This is a genomic window from Micromonospora sp. L5, from assembly GCF_000177655.2.
Classification (GTDB): Bacteria; Actinomycetota; Actinomycetes; order Mycobacteriales; family Micromonosporaceae; genus Micromonospora; species Micromonospora aurantiaca.
Genome location: NC_014815.1, coordinates 6,489,635 through 6,512,389, shown reverse-complemented (window position 1 = coordinate 6,512,389; position 22,755 = coordinate 6,489,635). Strand labels below are relative to the sequence as shown.

At 75.8% G+C, this 22,755-nt stretch carries 1 protein-coding gene; it reads left to right on the top strand.

All coding sequences use genetic code 11. The features are described from left to right. Window positions 1–170 precede the first annotated feature (170 nt). Window positions 171–22,733, top strand: a complete 22,563-nt coding sequence (locus ML5_RS29325; RefSeq protein ID WP_013477278.1) for a type I polyketide synthase — start codon at window positions 171–173, stop codon at window positions 22,731–22,733. Window positions 22,734–22,755: the final 22 nt, after the last annotated feature.

Below are 22,755 nucleotides of genomic sequence, written 5' to 3'. Positions count from 1 at the left end.
GCGTGGCGGGCGCCTGAGCAGGCACGACAACCGGAATCAGGAACAGGTGTGGGGTCCGTGAGCCGAACGGCCGCGTCTCCGCCCACCTGTGCACGAAGCCGGCCGTCGGCGGTGGTGTGGTCAACGAATCGGCAGATTCCGATCGATAGCAAGCTCTGGGCGGGTGGGTCATGGCGGACGAAGACAAGCTCCTCGAACACCTGAAGTGGGTGACCTCCGAGCTCCGCCTGGCGCGTCGGCGCCTGACCGAGCTGGAGGACGAGGACGCCGAGCCGATCGCGATCGTCGGCATGGCTTGCCGTTTCCCCGGCGGCGTCGCCTCACCGGAGGACCTCTGGGACCTCGTCGCCGGCGGGGTGGACGCCACCGGCACGTTCCCCGACGACCGGGGCTGGGACCTCGACGGGCTCTACGACCCCGACCCCGACCACCCCGGCACCACGTACAGCAACCGGGGCGGCTTCCTGCGCGACGCCGGCCTGTTCGACCCGACCCTGTTCGGGATCTCGCCGCGCGAGGCGCTGGCCATGGACCCGCAGCAGCGACTCCTGCTCGAGGTGACCTGGGAGGTCTTCGAGCGGGCCGGCATCGACGCCGCGTCGGTGCGGGGCAGCCGTACGGGGGTGTTCGTCGGCACCGCGGGGCAGGACTACACGTCCGTGCTGCGGCAACTGCCCGAGGGCACGGAGGGCTACGTCCTCACCGGCACCGCCGCGAGCGTCATGTCCGGCCGGCTGGCGTACTCCTTCGGGCTGGAGGGGCCGGCCGTCACCATCGACACCGCCTGCTCCTCGTCGCTGGTCGCCCTGCACCTCGCCGGTCAGGCCCTGCGCGACGGCGAGTGCTCCCTCGCCGTGGCCGGCGGCGTCACAGTGCTGGCCACGCCGGGTGCCTTCGTCGAGTTCTCCCGCCAGCGGGGGCTCGCCTCCGACGGGCGGTGCAAGGCGTTCTCCGCCGACGCCGACGGGACCGGCTGGTCCGAGGGCGTCGCCATGCTGCTCGTCGAGAAGCTCTCCGACGCCCGGCGCAACGGGCACCCCGTCCTGGCGGTGATCCGGGGCAGCGCCGTCAACCAGGACGGCGCCAGCAGCGGGCTGACCGCCCCCAACGGCCCCTCGCAGCAGCGGGTCATCCGGCAGGCGCTGGAGAACGCCCGGCTCAGCCCGTCCGACGTGGACGCCGTCGAGGCGCACGGCACGGGCACCCGGCTCGGCGACCCGATCGAGGCACAGGCGCTGCTGGCCACGTACGGGCAGAGCCGCACCGCCGACCGCCCGCTGTGGCTGGGCTCGCTGAAGTCGAACATCGGCCACCCCCAGGCCGCGGCCGGCGCCGGCGGCGTCATCAAGATGGTGATGGCGATGCGGCACGGCGTGCTGCCGCCCACCCTGCACGTGGACCGGCCCTCACCGCACATCGACTGGTCGACCGGCGCGGTGGCCCTGCTCGACGAGGCGCGCCCGTGGGCCGGCGGCGAGCACGTCCGCAGGGCCGGCGTGTCGTCCTTCGGCATGAGCGGCACGAACGCCCACCTGATTCTGGAGCAGGCGCCGGCCCCCGACCCGGCCGGCGACGACGCCACCTGGTCCCGTCGTCCCACCGTCGTGCCCGTGCTGCTCTCCGCCGCGCAGCCGGCCGCGCTCGCCGCCCAGGCCGACCGGTGGGTCCGCCGGCTGACCGGCGACGAGCGACAGCGCCCGCTCGACGTGGCCTTCTCCTCGGCGGTGGCCCGCACGACGCTCGACCGGCGCGCAGTGCTGCTCGCCGAAGACCGCACGGGTCTGCTGGCGGGCCTGCGGTCCCTGGCGGCCGGCGAGCCGTCGGGCATCGTGGTCGCCGGCCTGGCCGGGGACCGGGGTCCGCTGGCGGTGCTCTTCTCCGGCCAGGGCGCGCAGCGCGCCGGCATGGGCCGTGAGCTGTACGCCGAGTTCCCCGTCTTCGCCGCCGCCCTCGACGAGGCGTGCGGGCACCTCGACCGGGTTCTGCCGCGCCCGCTCAAGGAGGTGCTGTTCGCACCGGAGGGCTCCGCCGAGGCGGAGCTGCTGGACCAGACCGCGTTCACCCAGGCCGGACTCTTCGCCGTCGAGGTGGCGCTGTTCCGGCTGGTCGAGTCGATGGGCGTCGCGCCGGACTACGTGGGCGGGCACTCGATCGGGGAGATCGCCGCCGCGCACGTGGCCGGGGTGCTGTCGCTCCAGGACGCCTGCCTGCTGGTGGCGGCGCGGGGCCGGCTGATGCAGGCGCTGCCGTCCGGCGGGGGCATGCTCGCTGTGGCCGCCGACGAGGCGGCCGTGGCGGAGTCGATCGCCGGGCTGACCGACCGGGTCGGCATCGCCGCCGTCAACGGCCCGGCCTCCGTCGTGGTCTCCGGCGCCGTCGACGCCCTCGACGAGGTCGAGCGCGTCTGGCAGGACCGGGGCGCGCGTACCCGCCGGCTGACCGTCAGCCACGCGTTCCACAGCCCGCTGATGGAGCCGGTGCTGGAGCGCTTCCGCGGCATCGTCGAGCGGCTGACCTTCGCCGCGCCCACGCTGCCGATGGTGTCGAACGTGACAGGTGCGCTCGCCGACGCCGACGAGATCCGCACCCCGGACTACTGGGTTCGCCACGTCCGCGAGGCGGTCCGCTACGCCGACGGGCTCGCCGCGCTGCGCGACGCCGGGGTCGACACGTTCCTGGAGGTCGGGCCGCGGAGCGTACTGACCGCGATGACGGCCGACGCGCTGCCCGGCGACGACGTGCTCGCCGTCGCCGCCCAGCGCCCGGACCGGCCCGAGACGCAGGCGCTGCTGCACGCCCTCGCCGAACTGCACGTGCACGGGGTGCCGGTGTCCTGGCGGGAGTGGTTCGCCGACACCGGCGCCGCCCGGGTCGACCTGCCCACGTACGCCTTCCAGCGGGAGCGGTTCTGGCCCGAGGTGCTGCCGTGGCGGGTCGGCGACGTGTCGGGCGCCGGCCTCGGCGTCGCGGGGCACCCGCTGCTCGGCGCGGCGGTGCGGCTCGCCGGCGACGACGAGGTGGTGCTGACCGGCCGGCTGTCGACGTCGACGCACCAGTGGCTGGCCGACCACGTGATCGCCGGCGCCGTGGTGGTGCCGGGCACCGCCCTGGTGGAGCTGGCGGTCCGCGCCGGCGACGAGGTCGGCGCGTCGCGGGTACGGGAGCTGACCGTGGCGGCGCCGCTGGTGCTGCCCGCGTCCGGCGCGGTACGCGTCCAGGTGCGCGTCGGCGCGGCCGACGAAGCCGCCGTGCGGACGGTGTCCGTGTACTCCCAGCCCGAGGACGACGAGACCGAGTGGGTGCGGCACGCCGACGGCCTGCTCGAACCGGTGTCGACCGACGAGCCGGGCCTCGGCGAGTGGCCGCCGGCGGGCGCGACCGAGGTGGACCTGACCGGCTGGTATCCGGCACTGGCGGAGCACGGCCTGTCGTACGGGCCGGTGTTCCAGGGCGTACGGCGGGCCTGGACGGCCGACGGCGAGGCGTACGCCGAGGTGGCGCTGCCGGACGGGACGGCCGGCGAGGCGGGCGCGTTCGGGGTGCACCCGGCGCTGCTGGACGCCGCGCTGCACCCGGTGGCGCTGCTGCTCGCGGCCGAGGCCACGGGCGGCCCCCGCGTGCCGTTCGCGTTCGAGGGCGTGCAGGTGCACGCCTCGGGCGCCCGGACGCTGCGGGTGCGGCTGACCCGGGACGGCTCCGGGGTGCGGCTGGTCGCCTGCGACGGCTCGAACGCGCCGGTGGTGTCGGTGGACTCGCTGGTGCTGCGCGAGATGACCGCGACGGCGACCCGGGGCGCCGCCGCCCGCTCGCTGTACGAGGTGACCTGGCAGGCGGAGCAGATCGACGGCGTGGACGACCTCGCGGGCTGGGCGGCGCTGGGCGGTGCCGTCCCGGCCGCGCTGGCGGAGCTGCCGGTCTTCGCGGACGTGGCGACCCTGGCGGCGGCCGGCACCACGGCCCGGCAGGTGCTGCTGCCGGTGCCGACCGGCGACCCCGGCGTCGCCGTGCCGGAGGCCGTACGGACGCTCACCGGCTCCGTCCTGGACGTGCTGCGCGCCTGGCTCGCCGCCGACGCGCTGGCGGAGTCGAAGCTCGTGGTGGTGACCCGCGGCGCGGTGGCCGCCGCGGACGACGACCGGGTCGGCGACCTGGCCGCCGCCGCCGTCTGGGGCCTGCTGCGCTCGGCGCAGTCCGAGCACCCGGGGCGGATCGTCCTCGCCGACGTCGACGGCGAGCTGACCGCCGCGACCCTCGCCGTGCTGGCCGGGGCGGCGGTCGACCCGTCGGTCTCCGGCGGCCAGCTCGCGGTGCGTGGCGAGCGGACCCTCGTGCCGAGGCTGGCGCGACCCGCGGGCGACGAGCTGACGCCGCCGCCCGGCCCGTGGCACCTCGCCCCCGTCACCGGCGGCACCCTGGACGGGATCGCGCCGGTGCCGGCCACGCCCGCCGAGCTGGGCGAGGACCAGGTGCGCATCGCGGTGCGCGCGGCCGGCGTGAACTTCCGTGACGTGCTGATCGGGCTGGGCATGTACCCGGATCCGGCGGCCGTGCTGGGCAGCGAGGGCGCGGGCGTCGTGATCGAGGTCGGCCCGGGCGTGACCGACCTGGCTCCCGGCGACCGCGTGCTCGGCATGTTCGAACTCGGCTTCAGCCCGCAGGCGGTGGCACATCGGCAGCGGATCGCCAGGATGCCCGCCGACTGGTCCTTCACCCAGGCCGCGTCGGTTCCGCTGGTGTTCCTGACCGCGTACTACGCGCTGCGGGACCTGGCCGGGCTGCGGGCCGGTGAGTCGGTGCTGATCCACAACGGCGCGGGCGGCGTCGGCATGGCCGCGATCCAGCTCGCCCACCACCTCGGCGCCACCGTCCACGCGACGGCGAGCCCCGGCAAGTGGGGCATGCTGCGGGAACTCGGGGTGGCCGAGGAGCGGATCGCGTCGTCGCGGACCACCGAGTTCGAGCAGACCTTCGGCGCGGCCACCGGCGGTGCCGGCGTCGACGTGGTGCTCGACGCGTTGGCCGGTGAGTTCGTGGACGCGTCGCTGCGGCTGCTGCCGCGCGGCGGCCGGTTCGTGGAGATGGGCAAGGCCGACGTACGCGACCCGGAGGCGGTCGCCGCCGGGCACCCGGGCGTGGTCTACCGCGCATTCGACCTCAACGAGGCGGGCAGCACCCGTATCGGGGAGATGCTCACCGAGCTGCTCGACCTGTTCGCGCGGGGCGCGCTGCGCCCGCTGCCCGTACGGCCGTGGGACGTGCGTCAGGCCCGGCAAGCACTGCGGCACGTCAGCCAGGCCCGCCATGTCGGCAAGGTGGTGCTGCGCATCCCCGCGCCCGTGGACCCCGAGGGCACCGTGCTGGTCACCGGCGCGGCCGGAACCCTGGCCGGCGTGCTCGCGCGGCACCTGGTCGCCACCGGCCAGGCCCGGCACCTGCTGCTGGCCTCCCGCCGCGCACCCGGCCGGGACGACGCGTACGCCACCCTGCTCCGGGAACTGACCGACGCGGGCGCCGACGTCACCGCCGTGGCCGTCGACGTCAGCGACCCCGCCCAGGTCACCGAGCTGGTCGCCGGGATCGACCCGGCGCACCCGTTGACGGCTGTGGTGCACACCGCCGGGGTGATCGCGGACGCGACCATCGGTTCGCTGGACGAGTCCGCTCTGCGTACGGTGCTGGCGCCGAAGGTGGACGCGGGTTGGGTGTTGCACGAGGCTACCGCGCATCTGGACCTGTCGGCATTCGTGCTGTTCTCGTCGGTGGCGGCCACCCTCGGCTCGCCGGGGCAGGGCAACTACGCGGCGGCGAACGCGTTCCTCGACGCCCTCGCCGAGCACCGGCGCGAGCAGGGGCTGCCCGCCACCAGCATCGCCTGGGGCATGTGGGCCACCGACAGCACGATGACCGCCCACCTCGACGGCGACGACCAGCAGCGGCTGCGGCGCGTCGGGATGAGCCGGCTCTCCCCGGCCGAGGGCGCCGAACTCTTCGACGCCGCCCTGCCGGCCGTCCGACCGGTCGTCGTCGCGGCCCGACTCCACGTCACCGGCGAGGCCAGCGGTGTGCCGCCGCTGATGCGGCACCTGCTGCGCGGCGGCGGCCGACGCCGTACGGCCGGCGACCGGCCGACCGCCGGCGCGTCGTGGCGCGACCGTCTCGCCGGCCTCTCCGAGGCCGATGCCCGCCAGGCGCTCGTCGACCTGGTCTGCGGCCAGGCCGCCACGGTGCTGGGGCACGCCTCGGCGCAGTCGGTTCCCGCCGCCCGGGCCTTCAAGGACCTGGGCTTCGACTCGCTGACCTCGGTGGAACTACGCAACCGCCTCGGTGCGGCCACCGGGCTGCGGCTGACCGCCACGCTGGCCTTCGACCACCCCACCCCGGCCCGGCTGGCCGAGCACCTGTTCGCGCAGCTCGGCCCGGCCACGGGCACCGGCGCCACCGTCCGTACGGTCGTCACCGCCGACGCCGACGAGCCGATCGCCATCATCGGCATGGCCTGCCGCTACCCCGGCGGCGTCGCCACCCCCGAGCAGCTGTGGCAGCTCGTCACCTCCGGGGCCGACGCCGTCGGCGACTTCCCGGCCGACCGCGGCTGGGACCTCGACCGGCTGTACGGCACGGACGGCGACCAGGCCGGCGGCACCGTCACCCACCAGGGCGGCTTCCTCTACGACGCGGCCGACTTCGACGCCGGATTCTTCAACATCAGCCCCCGCGAGGCCCTCGCCATGGACCCGCAGCAGCGGCTGCTGCTGGAGACCGCCTGGGAGAGCTTCGAGTACGCCCGCATCGACCCCGCCGCCCTCAGCGGCACCGCCACCGGTGTCTTCGTCGGCGCCGCCTCCTCCGGCTACGCCACCAGCGGACGTGACGACCTGGACGGCCTCGAGGGGCACCTGCTGACCGGCACGGCGGGCAGCGTCGCCTCCGGACGGGTCGCCTACATGTTCGGCCTCGAAGGCCCGGCGGTCACCGTCGACACCGCCTGCTCCTCGTCCCTGGTGGCGCTGCACCTCGCCGCCCAGGCGCTGCGCGGCGGCGAGTGCGACATGGCCCTGGCCGGCGGGGTGGCACTCATGGCGCAGCCCGGCATGTTCTCCGAATTCTCCCGGCAGGGCGGGCTGGCCCCCGACGGGCGGTGCAAGGCGTTCGCCGCCGGCGCGGACGGCACCGGCTGGGCCGAGGGCGTCGGCATGCTGCTCGTGGAGCGCCTCTCCGACGCCCGGCGCAACGGCCACCGGGTGCTCGCGGTGCTGCGCGGCTCCGCGGTCAACTCCGACGGCGCGTCGAACGGGCTGACCGCCCCGAACGGCCCGTCCCAGCAGCGGGTCATCCGCCAGGCCCTGGAGAACGCGCGGCTCGACCCGGCCGACGTGGACGCCGTCGAGGCGCACGGCACCGGCACCGTCCTCGGCGACCCGATCGAGGCGCAGGCGGTGCTGGCCACCTACGGGCAGGACCGCGCCGACGGCGAGCCGCTCTGGCTCGGCTCGATCAAGTCGAACATCGGCCACTCCCAGGCGGCGGCCGGGGTGGCCGGCGTGATCAAGATGGTGCTGGCGATTCGGCACGGCGTGCTGCCGCCGACCCTGCACGTGGACCAGCCCTCGCCCCACGTCGACTGGAGCGCCGGGGCCGTCGCCCTGCTCACCGAGGCCCGGCCGTGGCCCGCCGTCGACCGGCCGCGCCGGGCCGCCGTGTCGTCGTTCGGCATCAGCGGCACCAACGCGCACACCATCATCGAGCAGGCGCCCGACGAGCCGGCCCCGGCGACGCCCGCGCCGGCGGGGCACGTTCCCGGCCTGGTCGGGCCCGCCGCCGTACCCCTGCCGGTCTCCGGCAGAAGCCCCCGCGCGCTCCGGGCGCAGGCCGCCCGCCTCGGCGAACGGCTCGCCGGCGACGCCGGCCTCGACCCGCGCGACCTCGGCTTCTCCCTGGCCACCCAGCGGGCGCACCACCCGTACCGGGCGGTCGTCGTGGCCGCCGACCGGGACGACGCGCTCGCCCGCCTGGCCGCCCTCGCCGACGGCGACAGCTCCCCGGCGGGCGCGGACGCCGCGTCGAAGGTCGTCTTCGTCTTCCCCGGCCAGGGCTCCCAGTGGACGTCGATGGCGCTGGACCTCATGGAGACCTCGCCGGTCTTCCGGCAGCGGATGGGCGAGTGCGCCGAGGAACTGTCCCGGCTGGTCGACTGGTCCCTGGAGGACGTGCTGCGGCAGGCGCCCGGCGCGCCACCCCTGGACCGGGTGGACGTGGTCCAGCCCGCGCTCTTCTCCGTCATGGTGTCCCTCGCGCAGCTCTGGCGCTCGTGCGGCGTGGAACCGGCCGCCGTCGTCGGGCACTCGCAGGGGGAACTCGCCGCGGCCTGCGTCGCCGGCGCGTTGACCCTCGCCGAAGCCGCGCGGCTCGTCGTGGCGCGCAGCCGCGGCCTGCTGGCGATCGCGGGTCGCGGCGGCATGGTCTCCGTTCCGCTCCCGGCCGCCGACACCGAGCGGCTCATCGCGCCGTGGCGGGGCAGCCTCTCCGTCGCCGCCCTCAACGGCGTCGCCGTGACCGTGGTCGCGGGCGACTCGGCGTCGGTCGCCGAGCTGCTCGCGCACTGCGCCGAGCGCGACGTCCGCGCCCGTCAGGTCGCCGTCGACTTCGCGGCGCACAGCGGCCACGTCGACCCGATCCGCGACGAGGTGACCGCCGGGTTCGGCACTGTGGACCCCCGCACCAGCACCGTGGCCTTCCACTCCACCGTCACGGGCGAGCCGATCGACACCGCCGGGCTCGACGCCGACTACTGGTACCGCAACCTGCGGGAAACAGTCCGGCTGGCGCCGGTCGTGGAGCAGCTGATCGAGCAGGGCTTCCGGACCTTCGTCGAGGTCAGCCCGCACCCCGTACTCAAGATCGCGGTGCAGGACGCGCTCGACCGGGCGGCCGGCGGCGGCGTGGTGGTGGGCTCGCTGCGCCGCGACGAGCACGGACCGCGGCAGCTGCTGGCCAACCTCGGCGAGCTGCACGTCGCCGGTGTGCCCGTCGACTGGTCGCGCGTCTTCGCCGGCTCCGGCGCCACCCCTGTCGACCTGCCCACGTACGCCTTCCAGCGGGACCGGTTCTGGCCGGCGCTGGACCGCTCCGCCACCGGCGACGTGTCGGGCGCGGGGCTGGGCGCGGCCGGGCACGGGCTGCTCGGCGCGGCGGTGCGCCTCGCCGGCGACGACGAGGTCGTGCTGACCGGCCGGCTGTCGGCGTCCACGCACCCGTGGCTGGCCGACCACGTGGTCGGCGGCGCCGTGGTGCTGCCGGGCACGGCCCTGGTCGAGCTCGCGGTGCGCGCCGGCGACGAGGTCGGCACCTCCCGGGTGCGGGAGCTGACCGTCGCCGCGCCGCTGGTGCTGCCGAACCCGGGCGCGGTCCGCGTGCAGGTGCGCGTCGGCGCGGCCGACGGCTCCGGAACCCGGAGCGTGGCGGTGCACTCGCAGCCCGACGGCGACCCCGGGGACTCCTGGACGCGGCACGCCGACGGTCTGCTGGAGCAGGCCACCGACGAGCCGACGCTGGGCTCCTGGCCGCCGGCCGGGGGCACCGAGGTGGACCTCGCCGGCTGGTATCCGGCGCTCGCGGAGCGCGGCCTGGCCTACGGGCCGGCGTTCCGGGGCCTGCGGCGGCTGTGGACCGCCGGCGACGAGGCGTACGCCGAGGTCGCCCTGCCGGACGAGGCGGCCGACGACGCCGCCGGCTTCGCCGTGCACCCGGCGCTGCTGGACGCCGCCCTGCACCCCGTCGGGCTGCTGACGGCCGAGCGCTCCGGCGGACCGCGCGTGCCGTTCGCGTTCGAGGGCGTGCAGGTGCACGCCTCCGGCGCCAGGACGCTGCGGGTACGGCTGACCCGGGTGGGCTCGCGCGTGCGGCTGGTGGCCGGCGACGAGTCCGGCGCGCCCGTGGTGTCAGTCGAGTCGCTCGCCATGCGGGAGATGACCGACGCCACCGGCGCGGAGGCCGCGCAGCGGTCGCTGTTCGAGGTGACGTGGCCGGTCGAGGCGGTCACCCCGGCGCGGGACGTCTCCGGCTGGGCGCTGCTCGGCGACGGACCCGCCCCGGCGGGCCTCGCCACGCCGGTGTTCCCGACCGTCGACGAGCTGACCGCGGCGGTCGCGGCCGGCACGGTCGAGGCGCCCCGCGCGCTCGTGGTCCCCGTGCCCGCCGGCACCCCGGAGGGCGACCTGCCCGACGAAGTCCGTACGGCCACCGCCCGTGTCCTGGCCGTGCTGCACCGCTGGCTGGACAGCGAGGCGCTGGCCGACACCACGCTCGTGGTGCTGACCCGCGCGGCGGTGGCCGCCACCCCGGCGGACGCGGTGCGGGACCTGCCCGGCGCGGCGGTCTGGGGTCTGCTGCGCTCGGCGCAGTCCGAGCACCCGGGGCGGATCGTCCTCGCCGACGTCGACGGGGACCTCACCCCGGCCACCCTCGCCGTGCTCGCCGCCGTCGCCGAGAACCCCTCGCCGACCGGCGGCCAGGTGGCCGTACGCGGCGACGAGGTGCGCACGCCCCGCCTGGGCCGGCCCGCCGGCCAGGCCGCCGACGAACTCGTCCCGCCGGACGGACTGTGGCGGGTCGGGGCGGTCAGCCCCGGAACCCTCGACGGTGTCGGCATGGTGCCCGCCACCTCCGTCGCCCTGGACGCGGGTCAGGTGCGCATCGCGGTGCGCGCGGCCGGCGTGAACTTCCGTGACGTGCTGATCGGGCTGGGCATGTACCCGGATCCGGCGGCCGTGCTGGGCAGCGAGGGCGCGGGCGTCGTGATCGAGGTCGGCCCGGGCGTGACCGACCTGGTCCCCGGCGACCGCGTGCTCGGCATGTTCGAGCCGGCCTTCGCCCCCGAGGTGATCGCCACCCGCGACCTCGTGGCGAGGATCCCCGCCGGTTGGTCCTTCGCGCAGGCCGCCTCCGTGCCGGTGGTGTTCCTGACCGCGTACTACGCGCTGCGGGACCTGGCCGACCTGCGGGCCGGTGAGTCGGTGCTGATCCACAACGGCGCGGGCGGCGTCGGCATGGCCGCGATCCAGCTCGCCCGGCACTGGGGCGCGACGGTGTACGCCACCGCCAGCCCCGGCAAGTGGGGCGTGCTGCGGGAACTCGGGGTGGCCGAGGAGCGGATCGCGTCGTCGCGGACCACCGAGTTCGAGCAGACCTTCGGCGCGGCCACCGGCGGCGCCGGGATGGACGTGGTGCTCGACGCCCTCGCCGGTGGCTTCGTGGACGCGTCGCTGCGGCTGCTGCCGCGCGGCGGCCGGTTCGTGGAGATGGGCAAGGCCGACGTACGCGACCCGGAGGCGGTCGCCGCCGGGCACCCGGGCGTCACCTACCGCGCGTTCGACCTCAACGAGGCCGGGCACCGGCGCATCGGGGAGATGCTCGCCGAGCTGCTCGACCTGTTCGCGCGGGGCGCGCTGCGCCCGCTGCCCCTGCGGGCGTGGGACGTACGCCAGGCCCGGCAGGCACTGCGCCACATGAGTCAGGCCCGCCACATCGGCAAGGTCGTCCTGCGGGTGCCCGCCCCCGCCGACCCGGACGGCACCGTGCTCGTCACCGGCGCCGGTGGCGCCCTCGCCGGCGTGTTCGCCCGGCACCTCGTCGCCACCGGCCAGGCTCGGCACCTGCTGCTGGCCTCCCGCCGTGGCCCCGAGCACTACCGGGAGCTGGTCGACGAGCTGACCCGCGCGGGCGCCCGGGTCACCGCCGGCACCGCCGACGTGACCGACCCCGCGCAGGTGACCCGGCTGCTGGAACTGGTGGACCCGGCGCACCCGCTGACGGCTGTGGTGCACACCGCCGGGGTGATCGCGGACGCGACCATCGGTTCGCTGGACGAGTCCGCTCTGCGTACGGTGCTGGCGCCGAAGGTGGACGCGGGTTGGGTGTTGCACGAGGCCACCGCGCATCTGGACCTGTCGGCGTTCGTGCTGTTCTCGTCGGTGGCGGCCACCCTCGGCTCGCCGGGGCAGGGCAACTACGCGGCGGCGAACGCGTTCCTCGACGCCCTTGCCGAGCACCGGCGCGAGCAGGGGCTGCCCGCCACCAGCATCGCCTGGGGGCTGTGGGCCACCAGCAGCGCCATGACCGCCCACCTGGGCGGCAGCGAGCACCGCAAGGCGATCCGCGCCACCAGCGCCCCGCTGACCGACCGGCAGGGCGTGGCGCTGTACGAGCTGGCGCGACAGCGCGACGCGGCGCACCTCGTCCTCATGAACCTGCCGCCGGCGTCGCGGCCGACCGGCCAGAACGTGCCCAGCCTGCTGCGGGACCTCGTCCGCGCGGGCGGACCGGCCCGGCGCGCGGTGGGGCGCGGCCTCGCGGACACCGCCTCGGTACGGGACCGGCTGGCGACGCTCGGCCCGGCGGAGCGGCGCTCCCACCTGCTCGACCTGGTGGCCACCAGCGTGGCTGCAGTGCTCGGGCACCGCTCGGCCGAGACCGTCGACGCCCAGCGCGCCTTCAAGGAACTGGGCTTCGACTCCCTCACCTCGGTGGAACTGCGCAACCGGCTCTCCGCCGCCACCGGCCTGCGGCTGCCCGCGACCGTGGCGTTCGACTACCCGACCCCCGTGGTGCTCGCCGAGTTCCTGGACCGGGAGCTCGGCGGCGCGGCGACCGTGGACCGGCCCGTGGCGGTCGGCACCGCCGCCGCCCTCGACGAACCGATCGCCATCATCGGCATGGCCTGCCGGTTCCCCGGCGACGTGCAGACCCCCGAGCAGCTGTGGGACGTGGTCACCGCCGGCACCGACGTCATCTCGCCCTTCCCCACCGACCGGGGCTGGAACCTCGACGACCTGCGCGCCGGCGACCAGGACCCGGACGCCGTACCGCGGCAGGGCGGCTTCCTCCACGACGCCGCCCAGTTCGACGCCGCCTTCTTCGGGATCTCCCCCCGCGAGGCCCTGGCGATGGACCCGCAGCAGCGGCTGCTGCTGGAGACCTCCTGGGAGGCATTCGAGCGGGCCGGGATCGACCCCCACTCGGCGCGGGGCAGCAGCACCGGCGTCTACGTCGGGCTCATCTACCACGACTACGCCTCCCAGGCCGCCGGCGGCACCGACGACCTGGACGGCCACGTCGGCAACGGCAGCGCGGGCAGCGTCGCCTCCGGCCGCATCTCGTACCTGTTCGGCCTGGAGGGCCCCGCCGTCACCGTCGACACAGCCTGCTCGTCGTCGCTGGTGGCGCTGCACCTGGCCACCCAGGCGCTGCGGCAGGACGAGTGCCGCCTCGCCCTCGCCGGCGGGGTGAGCGTCATGTCCACCCCCGGCATGCTCACCGAGTTCTCCCGGCAGCGCGGCCTGTCGCCCGACGGGCGGTGCAAGGCGTTCGGCGCAGGCGCCGACGGCACCGGCTTCGCCGAGGGCGTCGGCATGCTCCTGCTGGAGCGCCTCTCCGACGCGCAGCGCAACGGCCATCGGGTGCTCGCCGTCGTCCGGGGCAGCGCCGTCAACCAGGACGGCGCCAGCAGCGGCCTGACCGCGCCGAACGGCCCCGCCCAGCAGCGGGTGATCCGGCAGGCGCTCGCCAACGCCCGGCTCGCCACCACCGACGTCGACGCCGTCGAGGCGCACGGCACCGGCACCGCCCTCGGAGACCCGATCGAGGCGCAGGCGCTGCTGGCCACGTACGGGCAGGGCCGACCGCAGGACCATCCACTGTGGCTGGGGTCGGTCAAGTCGAACATCGGCCACGCCCAGGCGGCGGCCGGTGTCGCCGGTGTGATCAAGATGGTGCTGGCCATGCGGCACGGCATCCTGCCGCCGACCCTGCACGCCGAGAAGCCGTCCCCGCACATCGACTGGACGGCCGGGTCGGTCGCCCTTCTCACCGAGGCGCGGCCGTGGCCGGCCGTCGACCGGCCCCGCCGCGCGGCGGTGTCGTCGTTCGGCATCAGCGGCACCAACGCCCACACCATCGTCGAGCAGGCCCCCGAGCCCGCCCCGGCGCAGGCCGCACCCGCCACGGGCGTCCCGGGCGACCTCGTCGCCTGCGTCCTGTCGGCCCGCGACGCCGCCGCCCTGCACGAGCAGGCGCGCAGGCTGCGGACCCTCGTCGACGGCGAGCCGGACCTGACCGTCGCCGACGTCGGCCGGGCGCTCGCCACCGCCCGCAGCGCCTTCGAGCACCGCGCCGTGCTGCTGCCCGGCGACCGCGCCGGACTGCTCGCCGCCCTCGGCGCGCTGGCCGACGACGAGCCCTCGGCCGCCGTCGTGCGGGGAATCGCCCGCAGCGGCCGCACCGCCGTCCTCTTCTCCGGTCAGGGCGCGCAGCGCGCCGGTATGGGTCGTGAGCTGTACGCGGCCTTCCCGGTCTTCGCCGCGGCCCTGGACGAGGTGTGTGCTCACCTGGATCCGCTGTTGCCGCGTGCGCTGCGGGAGGTGTTGTTCGCCGGGGTGGGTACGCCTGAGGCGGGGCTGCTGGACCAGACGGTGTTCACCCAGGCGGGGCTGTTCGCCGTCGAGGTGGCCCTGTTCCGCCTGGTCGAGTCGTTGGGTGTCGTGCCGGACCTGGTGGCCGGGCACTCCATCGGTGAGATCGCGGCGGCGCACGTGGCGGGTGTGTTCTCCCTGGCCGACGCGTGCGCGCTGGTCGCGGCGCGGGGTCGGCTGATGCAGGCTTTGCCGGCCGGTGGTGGCATGCTCGCCGTCGCCGCCGACGAGGCGGCGGTGGCCGAGTCGATCGTCCCGTTCGCCGACCGGGTCGGCGTCGCCGCCGTCAACGGCCCCACCGCCGTGGTGGTCTCCGGCGCCGCCGAGGCCCTCGACGAGGTGCAGCGGGCCTGGACGGACCGGGGTGTGCGTACGCGCCGGCTGACCGTCAGCCACGCGTTCCACAGCCCGCTCATGGAGCCGATGCTGGCCGAGTTCCGGCAGGTGCTCGACGGGCTGACGTTCCACTGGCCCGTCCTGCCGATCGTGTCGAACCTGACCGGCCGGATCGCGGACCCCGACGAGATCGGCACCCCCGACTACTGGGTCCGCCACCTACGGCAGACCGTCCGGTTCACCGACGGGGTCGCGAGCCTGCGTGAGCGCAACGTCCGTACGTTCCTCGAACTGGGCCCCGACGCGGTGCTCGCCGGCATGGTGGGCGCCTGCCTGCCGGACGACGACGCGGCGACGGTCGTGGCGACCCTGCGCCCCGGCCGACCCGAGCCGGCGTCGCTGGTCCATGCGCTTGCGGAGCTGTACGCGCACGGCACGCCGGTCACCTGGACCGCGCTCCTGCCGGCCGGAACCCGCCCCGTCGACCTGCCGACGTACCCGTTCCAGCGGCAGCGCTTCTGGCCAGCCGTGGGCCGGCTGCGATCCGGCGACGTCAGCGGCGCCGGCCTCGGCGTGGCCGAGCACGGGCTGCTCGGCGCTGCCGTGGACCTGGCCGGCGACGACGAGATCGTGCTGACCGGCCGGATCTCCCCGACCACCCACCCCTGGCTGGCCGACCACGTCGTCTCCGGCGTGACGCTCGTTCCGGGCACGGCCCTCGTGGAGCTGGCCGTCCGCGCCGGCGACGAGGCGGACCTGCCGCGGCTGCGGGACCTGACGGTGCTCGTGCCGCTGGTGCTCCCCGAGTCCGGCGCCGTACGGATCCAGGTGCGGGTGTCCACGTCGGAGTCCCCGCAGCGTCCCGTCGCCGTCTACTCCCGCCCCGACGACGATCCCGAGGCGGGCTGGACCCGGCACGCGGAGGGCGTGCTGGAACCGGCCACGGCCGACGAACCGCAGCCGGCCGCCTGGCCGCCCGCCGGCGCCACCGAGGTGGACCTGACCGGCTGGTACCCGGCGCTGCTCGAACACGGCCTGTCGTACGGGCCGGCGTTCCAGGGGCTGCGCCGGGTGTGGACCGGCGAGGACGACGTCTTCGCCGAGGTGGTCCTGCCGGACGACGCGGCGACCGAGGCGGCGCGCTTCGGCGTGCACCCGGCGCTGCTGGACGCCGCCCTGCACCCGATCGGGCTGCTGCCCGGCACCGAGGAGTCGGGCGGGCCGCGCGTACCGTTCGCCTTCGAGGGCGTGCAGGTGCACGCCTCCGGCGCGAGGCTGCTGCGGGTGCGGTTGACCCGCAACGGCTCCGCGGTGCGGCTGACCGCCCGCGACGAGGCGGGCGCGCCGGTGGTGTCGGTGGACTCCCTCGTCCTGCGGGAGCTGACCGGCGTGGCCGCCCCGAGCGCGGCGTCGCGTTCCCTGTTCGAGGTGGCCTGGCAGGCCGAGGAGGCCGACCCGGTCGACGACGCGTCGGGCTGGGCGGTGCTGGGCGGGCCGGCCCTGCCGGGCGTCCCCGGCGGCCCCTCCGCCGAGACGATCCGGCAGCTGCGCGCCGCCATCGACGCCGGCATCGCCCCGCCGCGCCTGCTGCTCTTCACGCCGGCCGCGTCGCCCGCCGACGACGGCGACCCGGCGCGGACCGTCCGCACGGTCACCGCCGACGTGCTGGGCCTGGTGCAGGCGTGGCTGGCCGTCGACGCGCTGGCCGACTCGAAGCTCGCGGTGGTGACCCGGGGCGCGCTGGCCGTCCGCGACGGGGACCGGGTGACCGACCTGGCCGCGGCGGCGGTGTGGGGCCTGCTGCGCTCCGCGCAGTCCGAGCACCCGGGCCGCATCGTCCTGGCCGACGTCGACGACGCGATCGACCCCGGCACGCTGGGCGTCCTGGCCCGCTTCGCCGCGGACCCGGCCGGCGGCCAGTTGGCCGTCCGCTCGGGCGAGGTGTTCGTGCCGCGTCTGGTGCGTGCGGTCGCTGCGGCGTCGGTGGAGACGCCGGTCGTGGGTGACGGTGCGGTGGTGGTGACCGGTGGTACGGGTGCGCTCGGTGCGTTGGTCGCGGAGCATCTGGTGTCGGTGCATGGTGTGCGGTCGCTGGTGCTGGTGTCGCGGCGCGGCCTGGAGGCCGCTGGTGCGGGTGAGTTGTCGGAGCGGTTGTCGGCGTTGGGTGCGTCGGTGCGGGTGGTCGCGTGTGATGTGACGGACCGGGACCAGGTGTTCGGTCTGGTGGCGGAGGTGGCCGCCGGGGGTCGGCTGGCAGGTGTGGTGCACACCGCTGGTGTGTTGGACGACGGTGTGGTGGAGGGGCTGACGGCGGAGCGGTTGGCGGGGGTGTTGGCGCCGAAGGTGTCGGCGGGTTGGTTGTTGCATGAGGCGACAGCGTCGCTCGCGCTGGATCTGTTCGTGGTGTTCTCGTCGGTTGCGGGTGTGCTCGGCTCGCCGGGTCAGTCGGCGTATGCGGCGGGTAACGCGTTCCTGGACGGGTTGGCGGTGTGGCGGCGGCAGCTCGGGTTGCCGGCGGTCAGCCTGGCGTGGGGCATGTGGGACACCGCCGGCATGGCCGCCTCGATCGGCGGCAACGACCGGGCCCGTACGGCACGCGCCGGCCTGCGGCCGATGAACGCCCGCACCGGCCTGGAACTCTTCGACGCCGCCGTGGGGGCGGAGCGGGCGGTGCTGGTGCCGGCCGCGATCGACGTACCCGCGCTGCGGGCGGCAGCCGCCGGCGCGGTCGTACCGCCGATGCTGCGCAACCTGGTCGACGTGGCGACGACCCGCCGCCGCGCCGGCCAGGGCGCCCCCGGCGGCTGGGCCGAGCGCCTCACCGGGCTCAGCGCCGAGGAGGGCCTCGCACAGGTCGACGAGCTGATCCGGGGCCTGGTCGCGCAGGTCCTCGGGCACGGCGGCGCCGAGGCGGTGCCGGCGGACCGGGCGTTCAAGGACCTGGGCTTCGACTCGCTGACCGCCGTCGAGCTGCGTAACCGGGTGAACGGCGCGACCGGCCTGCGCCTCACCTCGACCCTGGTGTTCGACTACCCGTCCCCGCAGGTCCTGGCGGCCCACGTGTACGCGGAACTCGCCGGCACCCGGCCCGGTGCCGTCGCGGCCGACGAGGCGACGGCCGGCGACGCCGACGAGGCGATCGCGATCGTCGGCATGGCCTGCCGCTACCCCGGCGGGGTGGAGTCTCCCGACGAGCTGTGGAGGCTGGTCAGCACCGGTGGGGAGGGCATCGGGGAGTTCCCGGCCGACCGGGGCTGGGACCTGGAGTCCCTGTACGACCCGGACCCCGACCACGCCGGCACCTCGTACACCCGCCACGGCGGCTTCCTGTACGGCGCGGCGGAGTTCGACCCCGGCTTCTTCGGCATCTCGCCGCGCGAGGCCCTCGCCATGGACCCACAGCACCGGCTGCTGCTGGAGGCGTCCTGGGAGACGTTCGAGTCGGCGGGCCTGGACCCGTCGGGCCTGCGGGGCAGCCGGACCGGTGTCTTCGCGGGCGTCATCTACCACGACTACTCGACGCGCCTGATGGAGACGCCCGAGGTCGAGGGCTACATCGGCACCGGCAACTCGGGCAGCGTGCTGTCGGGCCGGGTGGCGTACACGTTCGGGCTCGAAGGCCCGGCGGTGACCGTGGACACGGCCTGCTCGTCCAGCCTGGTGGCGTTGCACCTGGCGGTGCAGGCGCTGCGCGGCGGCGAGTGCGACCTGGCGCTGGCCGGCGGCGTGACGGTGATGGCCACGCCCGGCACGTTCATCGAGTTCTCCCGGCAGCGTGGCCTGTCGGCCGACGGCCGGTGCAAGTCCTTCGCGGCGTCGGCGGACGGCACGGGCTGGTCCGAGGGCGTGGGCGTGCTCCTGGTGCAACGCCTGTCGGACGCCCAGCGTGAGGGCCGGCGGATCCTGGCGGTCGTACGCGGCAGCGCCGTGAACCAGGACGGTGCGTCGAACGGTCTGACCGCGCCGAACGGTCCGTCGCAGCAGCGGGTGATCCGGCAGGCCCTGGCGAACGCGCGGCTCACTGCGGCCGACGTGGATGTGGTGGAGGCGCACGGCACGGGTACGACGCTGGGTGATCCGATCGAGGCGCAGGCCGTCCTGGCGACGTACGGGCAGGACCGGCAGGGGCGGGAGCCGTTGTGGCTCGGCTCGGTGAAGTCGAACATCGGGCACGCACAGGCGGCAGCCGGTGTCGCCGGTGTGATCAAGATGGTCATGGCGATGCGCCACGGCCTCGTCCCGCCGACCCTGCACGTCGACGAGCCGTCCCCGCACATCGACTGGACGGCCGGGGCGGTGGCCCTCGCCACCGAGCCCACTCCGTGGCCGCGGGTGGACCGGCCGCGTCGGGCGGCGGTGTCGTCGTTCGGGATCTCCGGCACGAACGCGCACGTGATCATCGAGCAGCCGCCGGCCGGGACGATCGAGGGTGAGGTCGTCGCACGCGAGGTGCCGGCGGTCGTGCCGGTGCTGTTGTCGGCCCGCGACGTGGCCGGGCTGTCGGCGCAGGCGGGTCGGTGGGCGGGGTGGCTGGCGGCCGGCGAGGCTCCGCGTGTGGTGGATGTGGCGTGGTCGTCGGTGGCGTCGCGGTCTGTGCTGGAGCACCGGGCGGTTGTGTCCGGCGCGAGCCGGGATGAGCTGTTGGCGGGTCTCGCGGCCGTGGCGGCCGGCGATCCGTCGGGAGCTGTCGTGACCGGCGCGGCGGGTCAGCGTGGTCAGCTTGCGCTGTTGTTTTCGGGTCAGGGTGCGCAGCGTGTGGGTATGGGCCGGGAGTTGTATGGCGGGTTCCCGGTGTTCGCGGCGGCGTTGGATGAGGTGTGCGGACACCTCGACCCGCTGCTGCCGCGCCCGCTGCGGGAGGTGCTGTTCGCGTCGTCGGGCACGGCCGAGGCGGAGTTGCTGGACCAGACCGTGTTCACGCAGGCCGGTCTGTTCGCGGTCGAGGTGGCGTTGTTCCGTCTGGTGGAGTCGTTCGGGATCGTTCCCGACGTGGTGGCCGGTCACTCGATCGGTGAGGTGACGGCGGCGTATGTGGCGGGGGTGTTGTCGCTCGCGGATGCGTGTGAGCTTGTGGCGGCGCGGGGTCGGTTGATGCAGGCGTTGCCGGCGGGTGGCGGGATGTTGGCGGTGGCGGCGGACGAGGCTTCGGTGGGGGAGTCGATCGCGGGGTTGGCGGACGTCGGTGTTGCGGCGGTCAACGGTCCGGCTGCTGTGGTGGTGTCGGGTGCCGTCGAGGCTCTCGACGCGGTGGAGCGGGTCTGGCGTGGGCGGGGTGTGCGGACGCGCCGGTTGGCGGTGAGTCATGCGTTCCACAGTCCGTTGATGGAGCCGATGCTGGCGGAGTTCCGGGCGGTGCTGGAGGGGCTGGCTTTCGCGGCGCCGTTGTTGCCGGTGGTGTCGAATGTGACCGGTGCGCTGGCTGACGCCGAGGAGATCCGCAGCCCGGAGTACTGGGTGCGGCATGTGCGGGAGGCTGTGCGCTACGCCGACGGGGTGACCGCGTTGCGTGAGGCGGGTGTGGACACGTTCCTGGAGGTCGGCCCGCAGAGTGTGCTGACCGCGATGAACGCCGACGTGCTCGCCGAGGACGCGCTCGCGGTGGCCGTGCAGCGCCGGGACCGGTCCGAGACGCAGGCGTTGCTGCACGCCCTGGCGGAGCTGCACGTCCACGGCGTGCCGGTGTCCTGGACGCAGTGGTTCACCGACACTGGTGCCGCCCGGGTCGACCTTCCCACGTACGCCTTCCACCGCGAGCGGTACTGGCCCGAGCCGGCGAGCCGGCCGCGACAGACGGCGACCCACGGCGGCGACGCCGACTTCTGGAACGCCGTCGAACGCGGCGACCTGAACGCCCTGGCCGCGCAGTTCGGCGACGACGGCACCGCCCTGGACGCCCTCACCCCGGCCCTGCCGGTCCTGTCGAGCTGGCACCGGGCGCGTACGCAGCGGGCCGTCCTGGACGCGTGGTCGTACCGGGTCGGATGGAAGCGCACCGACATCACCGCCGAACCGGCGCGGCCCGGCGTGTGGCTGCTCGTGACGGCGCAGGACGACCTGGCGGACGGCACCCGGGCGGAGGCGGTGACCAAGGCCCTCGCCGAGGTCGGCGCCGACGTGGTCCGGCTCACCGTCGACCCGGTCGGCACCGACCGGGTGGGCCTCGCCCGACGGCTGGGCGACGCGCTGGCCGACGGCCCCGTCACCGGCGTGCTCTCCCTGCTCGGCCTCCGCGACCAGCCGCACCCCGCCCACCCGGCCGTGCCGGTCGGGGCGGCCGCCACGCTGCTGCTGCTCCAGGCGCTGCACGACACCGGGGCGACGACCCGGCTCTGGTGCCTGACCCGGGGCGCGGTCAGCACCGGCGACGGGGACACCGTGCACGCCGTCGCCCAGAGCGGGCTCTGGGGCCTGGGGCTCGTGGCGGGCCTGGAACACCCCCACCTGTGGGGCGGGCTGGTGGACCTGCCCGAGCAGGTCGACGCGACGGCCTGGGACCGGCTGGTGCGGGTGGTGACCGGCGCCGGCGACGAGGACCAGCTGGCCGTGCGCCCCTCCGGGGTGTTCGTCCGTCGCCTGGTCCGCTCGGCACCCACCGTTCCCGACGCGGCGCAGCGGTGGCGGCCGTCCGGCACCGTGCTGGTCACCGGCGGCACCGGCGCGCTGGGCGCGCACGTGGCCCGCTGGGCGGCGGCCAACGGGGCGGAGCACGTCGTGCTGACCAGCCGCCGGGGCGAGCGCGCCCCCGGGGCGGCCGAGCTGTGCGAGGAGCTCACCGCCCAGGGCGTACGGGCGTCGGTCGTGGCCTGCGACGTCGCCGATCGCGACCAGGTGGCGGAGCTGCTGGCCCGCCTCGACGAGGATCCCGCGCCGCTGACGGCCGTGGTCCACGCGGCGGGCGCCGGCGAGTCCGGGCTGATCGCCGACACCGACCTGGCCGCGTTCGCGGGCGTGCTCGACGGCAAGGTGGCCGGCGCGCTGCACCTGGACGCCCTGCTCGGCGACCGGCCGCTGGACGCGTTCGTGCTCTTCTCCTCCATCGCCGGGGTGTGGGGCAGCGGCGGACAGTCCGCGTACGCCGCCGGCAACGCCTTCCTCGACGCGCTCGCGGAGCAGCGGCGCGGTCGGGGCCTGGCGGCGACGTCCGTGGCCTGGGGACCGTGGGCCGACGGCGGCATGGCCACCGGCGAAGCCCAGCAGATGCTGGCCCGGCGCGGCCTGACCGCCATGGCGCCGGCCGACGCCGTGCACGCCATGCGGTACGCCGCCGGCCTGCCCAGGGCGGCGCTGACCGTGGCGGACGTCGACTGGGCGGTCTTCGCCCCGGCGTACGCCTCGGCCCGCCCCCGGCCGCTGCTCGACGACATCGCCGAGGCCCGGGAGGCGCTGCACGCCCACGCCGGGGAGCAGCAGCCCGGCGCTGCCGATGCCCTGCGGGAGCACCTGCTCACCCTGCCCCGCCCCGAGCGGGGCCGGCACCTGGTCGACCTGGTCCGTACCCACGCCTCGGCCGTGCTCGGCCACGCGGGCACGGACCGGGTCAAGCCCCAGCGGGCGTTCAAGGAACTCGGATTCGACTCGCTGACGGCGGTCGAGCTGCGCAACCGACTGGCCGGCGCCACCGGCCTGTCACTGCCCGCGACCCTCGTCTTCGACCACCCGACCCCGGCCGTGCTCGCCGAGAACCTGCTCGACGGCCTGGTGCCCGAGGCGGCGCAGGCGGACGACGGCGACCCGGCGGAGGCGGCCGTCCGGCAGACGCTCGCGGCGATACCGCTGGCCCGCCTGCGCGAGGCGGGGCTGCTGGACCTGCTGCTCAACCTCGCCGACGCCGACGGCGGTACCGGGGCCGAGCCCACCGACGAGGCCCTGGACCTCGACGACCTCGACACCGACACCCTCGTCAGGCTGGCGCTTGACGGAACCGATTCCTGACCGTTGTCCCCAGTACGGAGCT

Excerpts from the sequence above, each read along its gene's own strand:
- ML5_RS29325 (WP_013477278.1), top strand. The coding sequence starts at position 171 with ATGGCGGACGAAGACAAGCTCCTCGAACACCTGAAGTGGGTGACCTCC.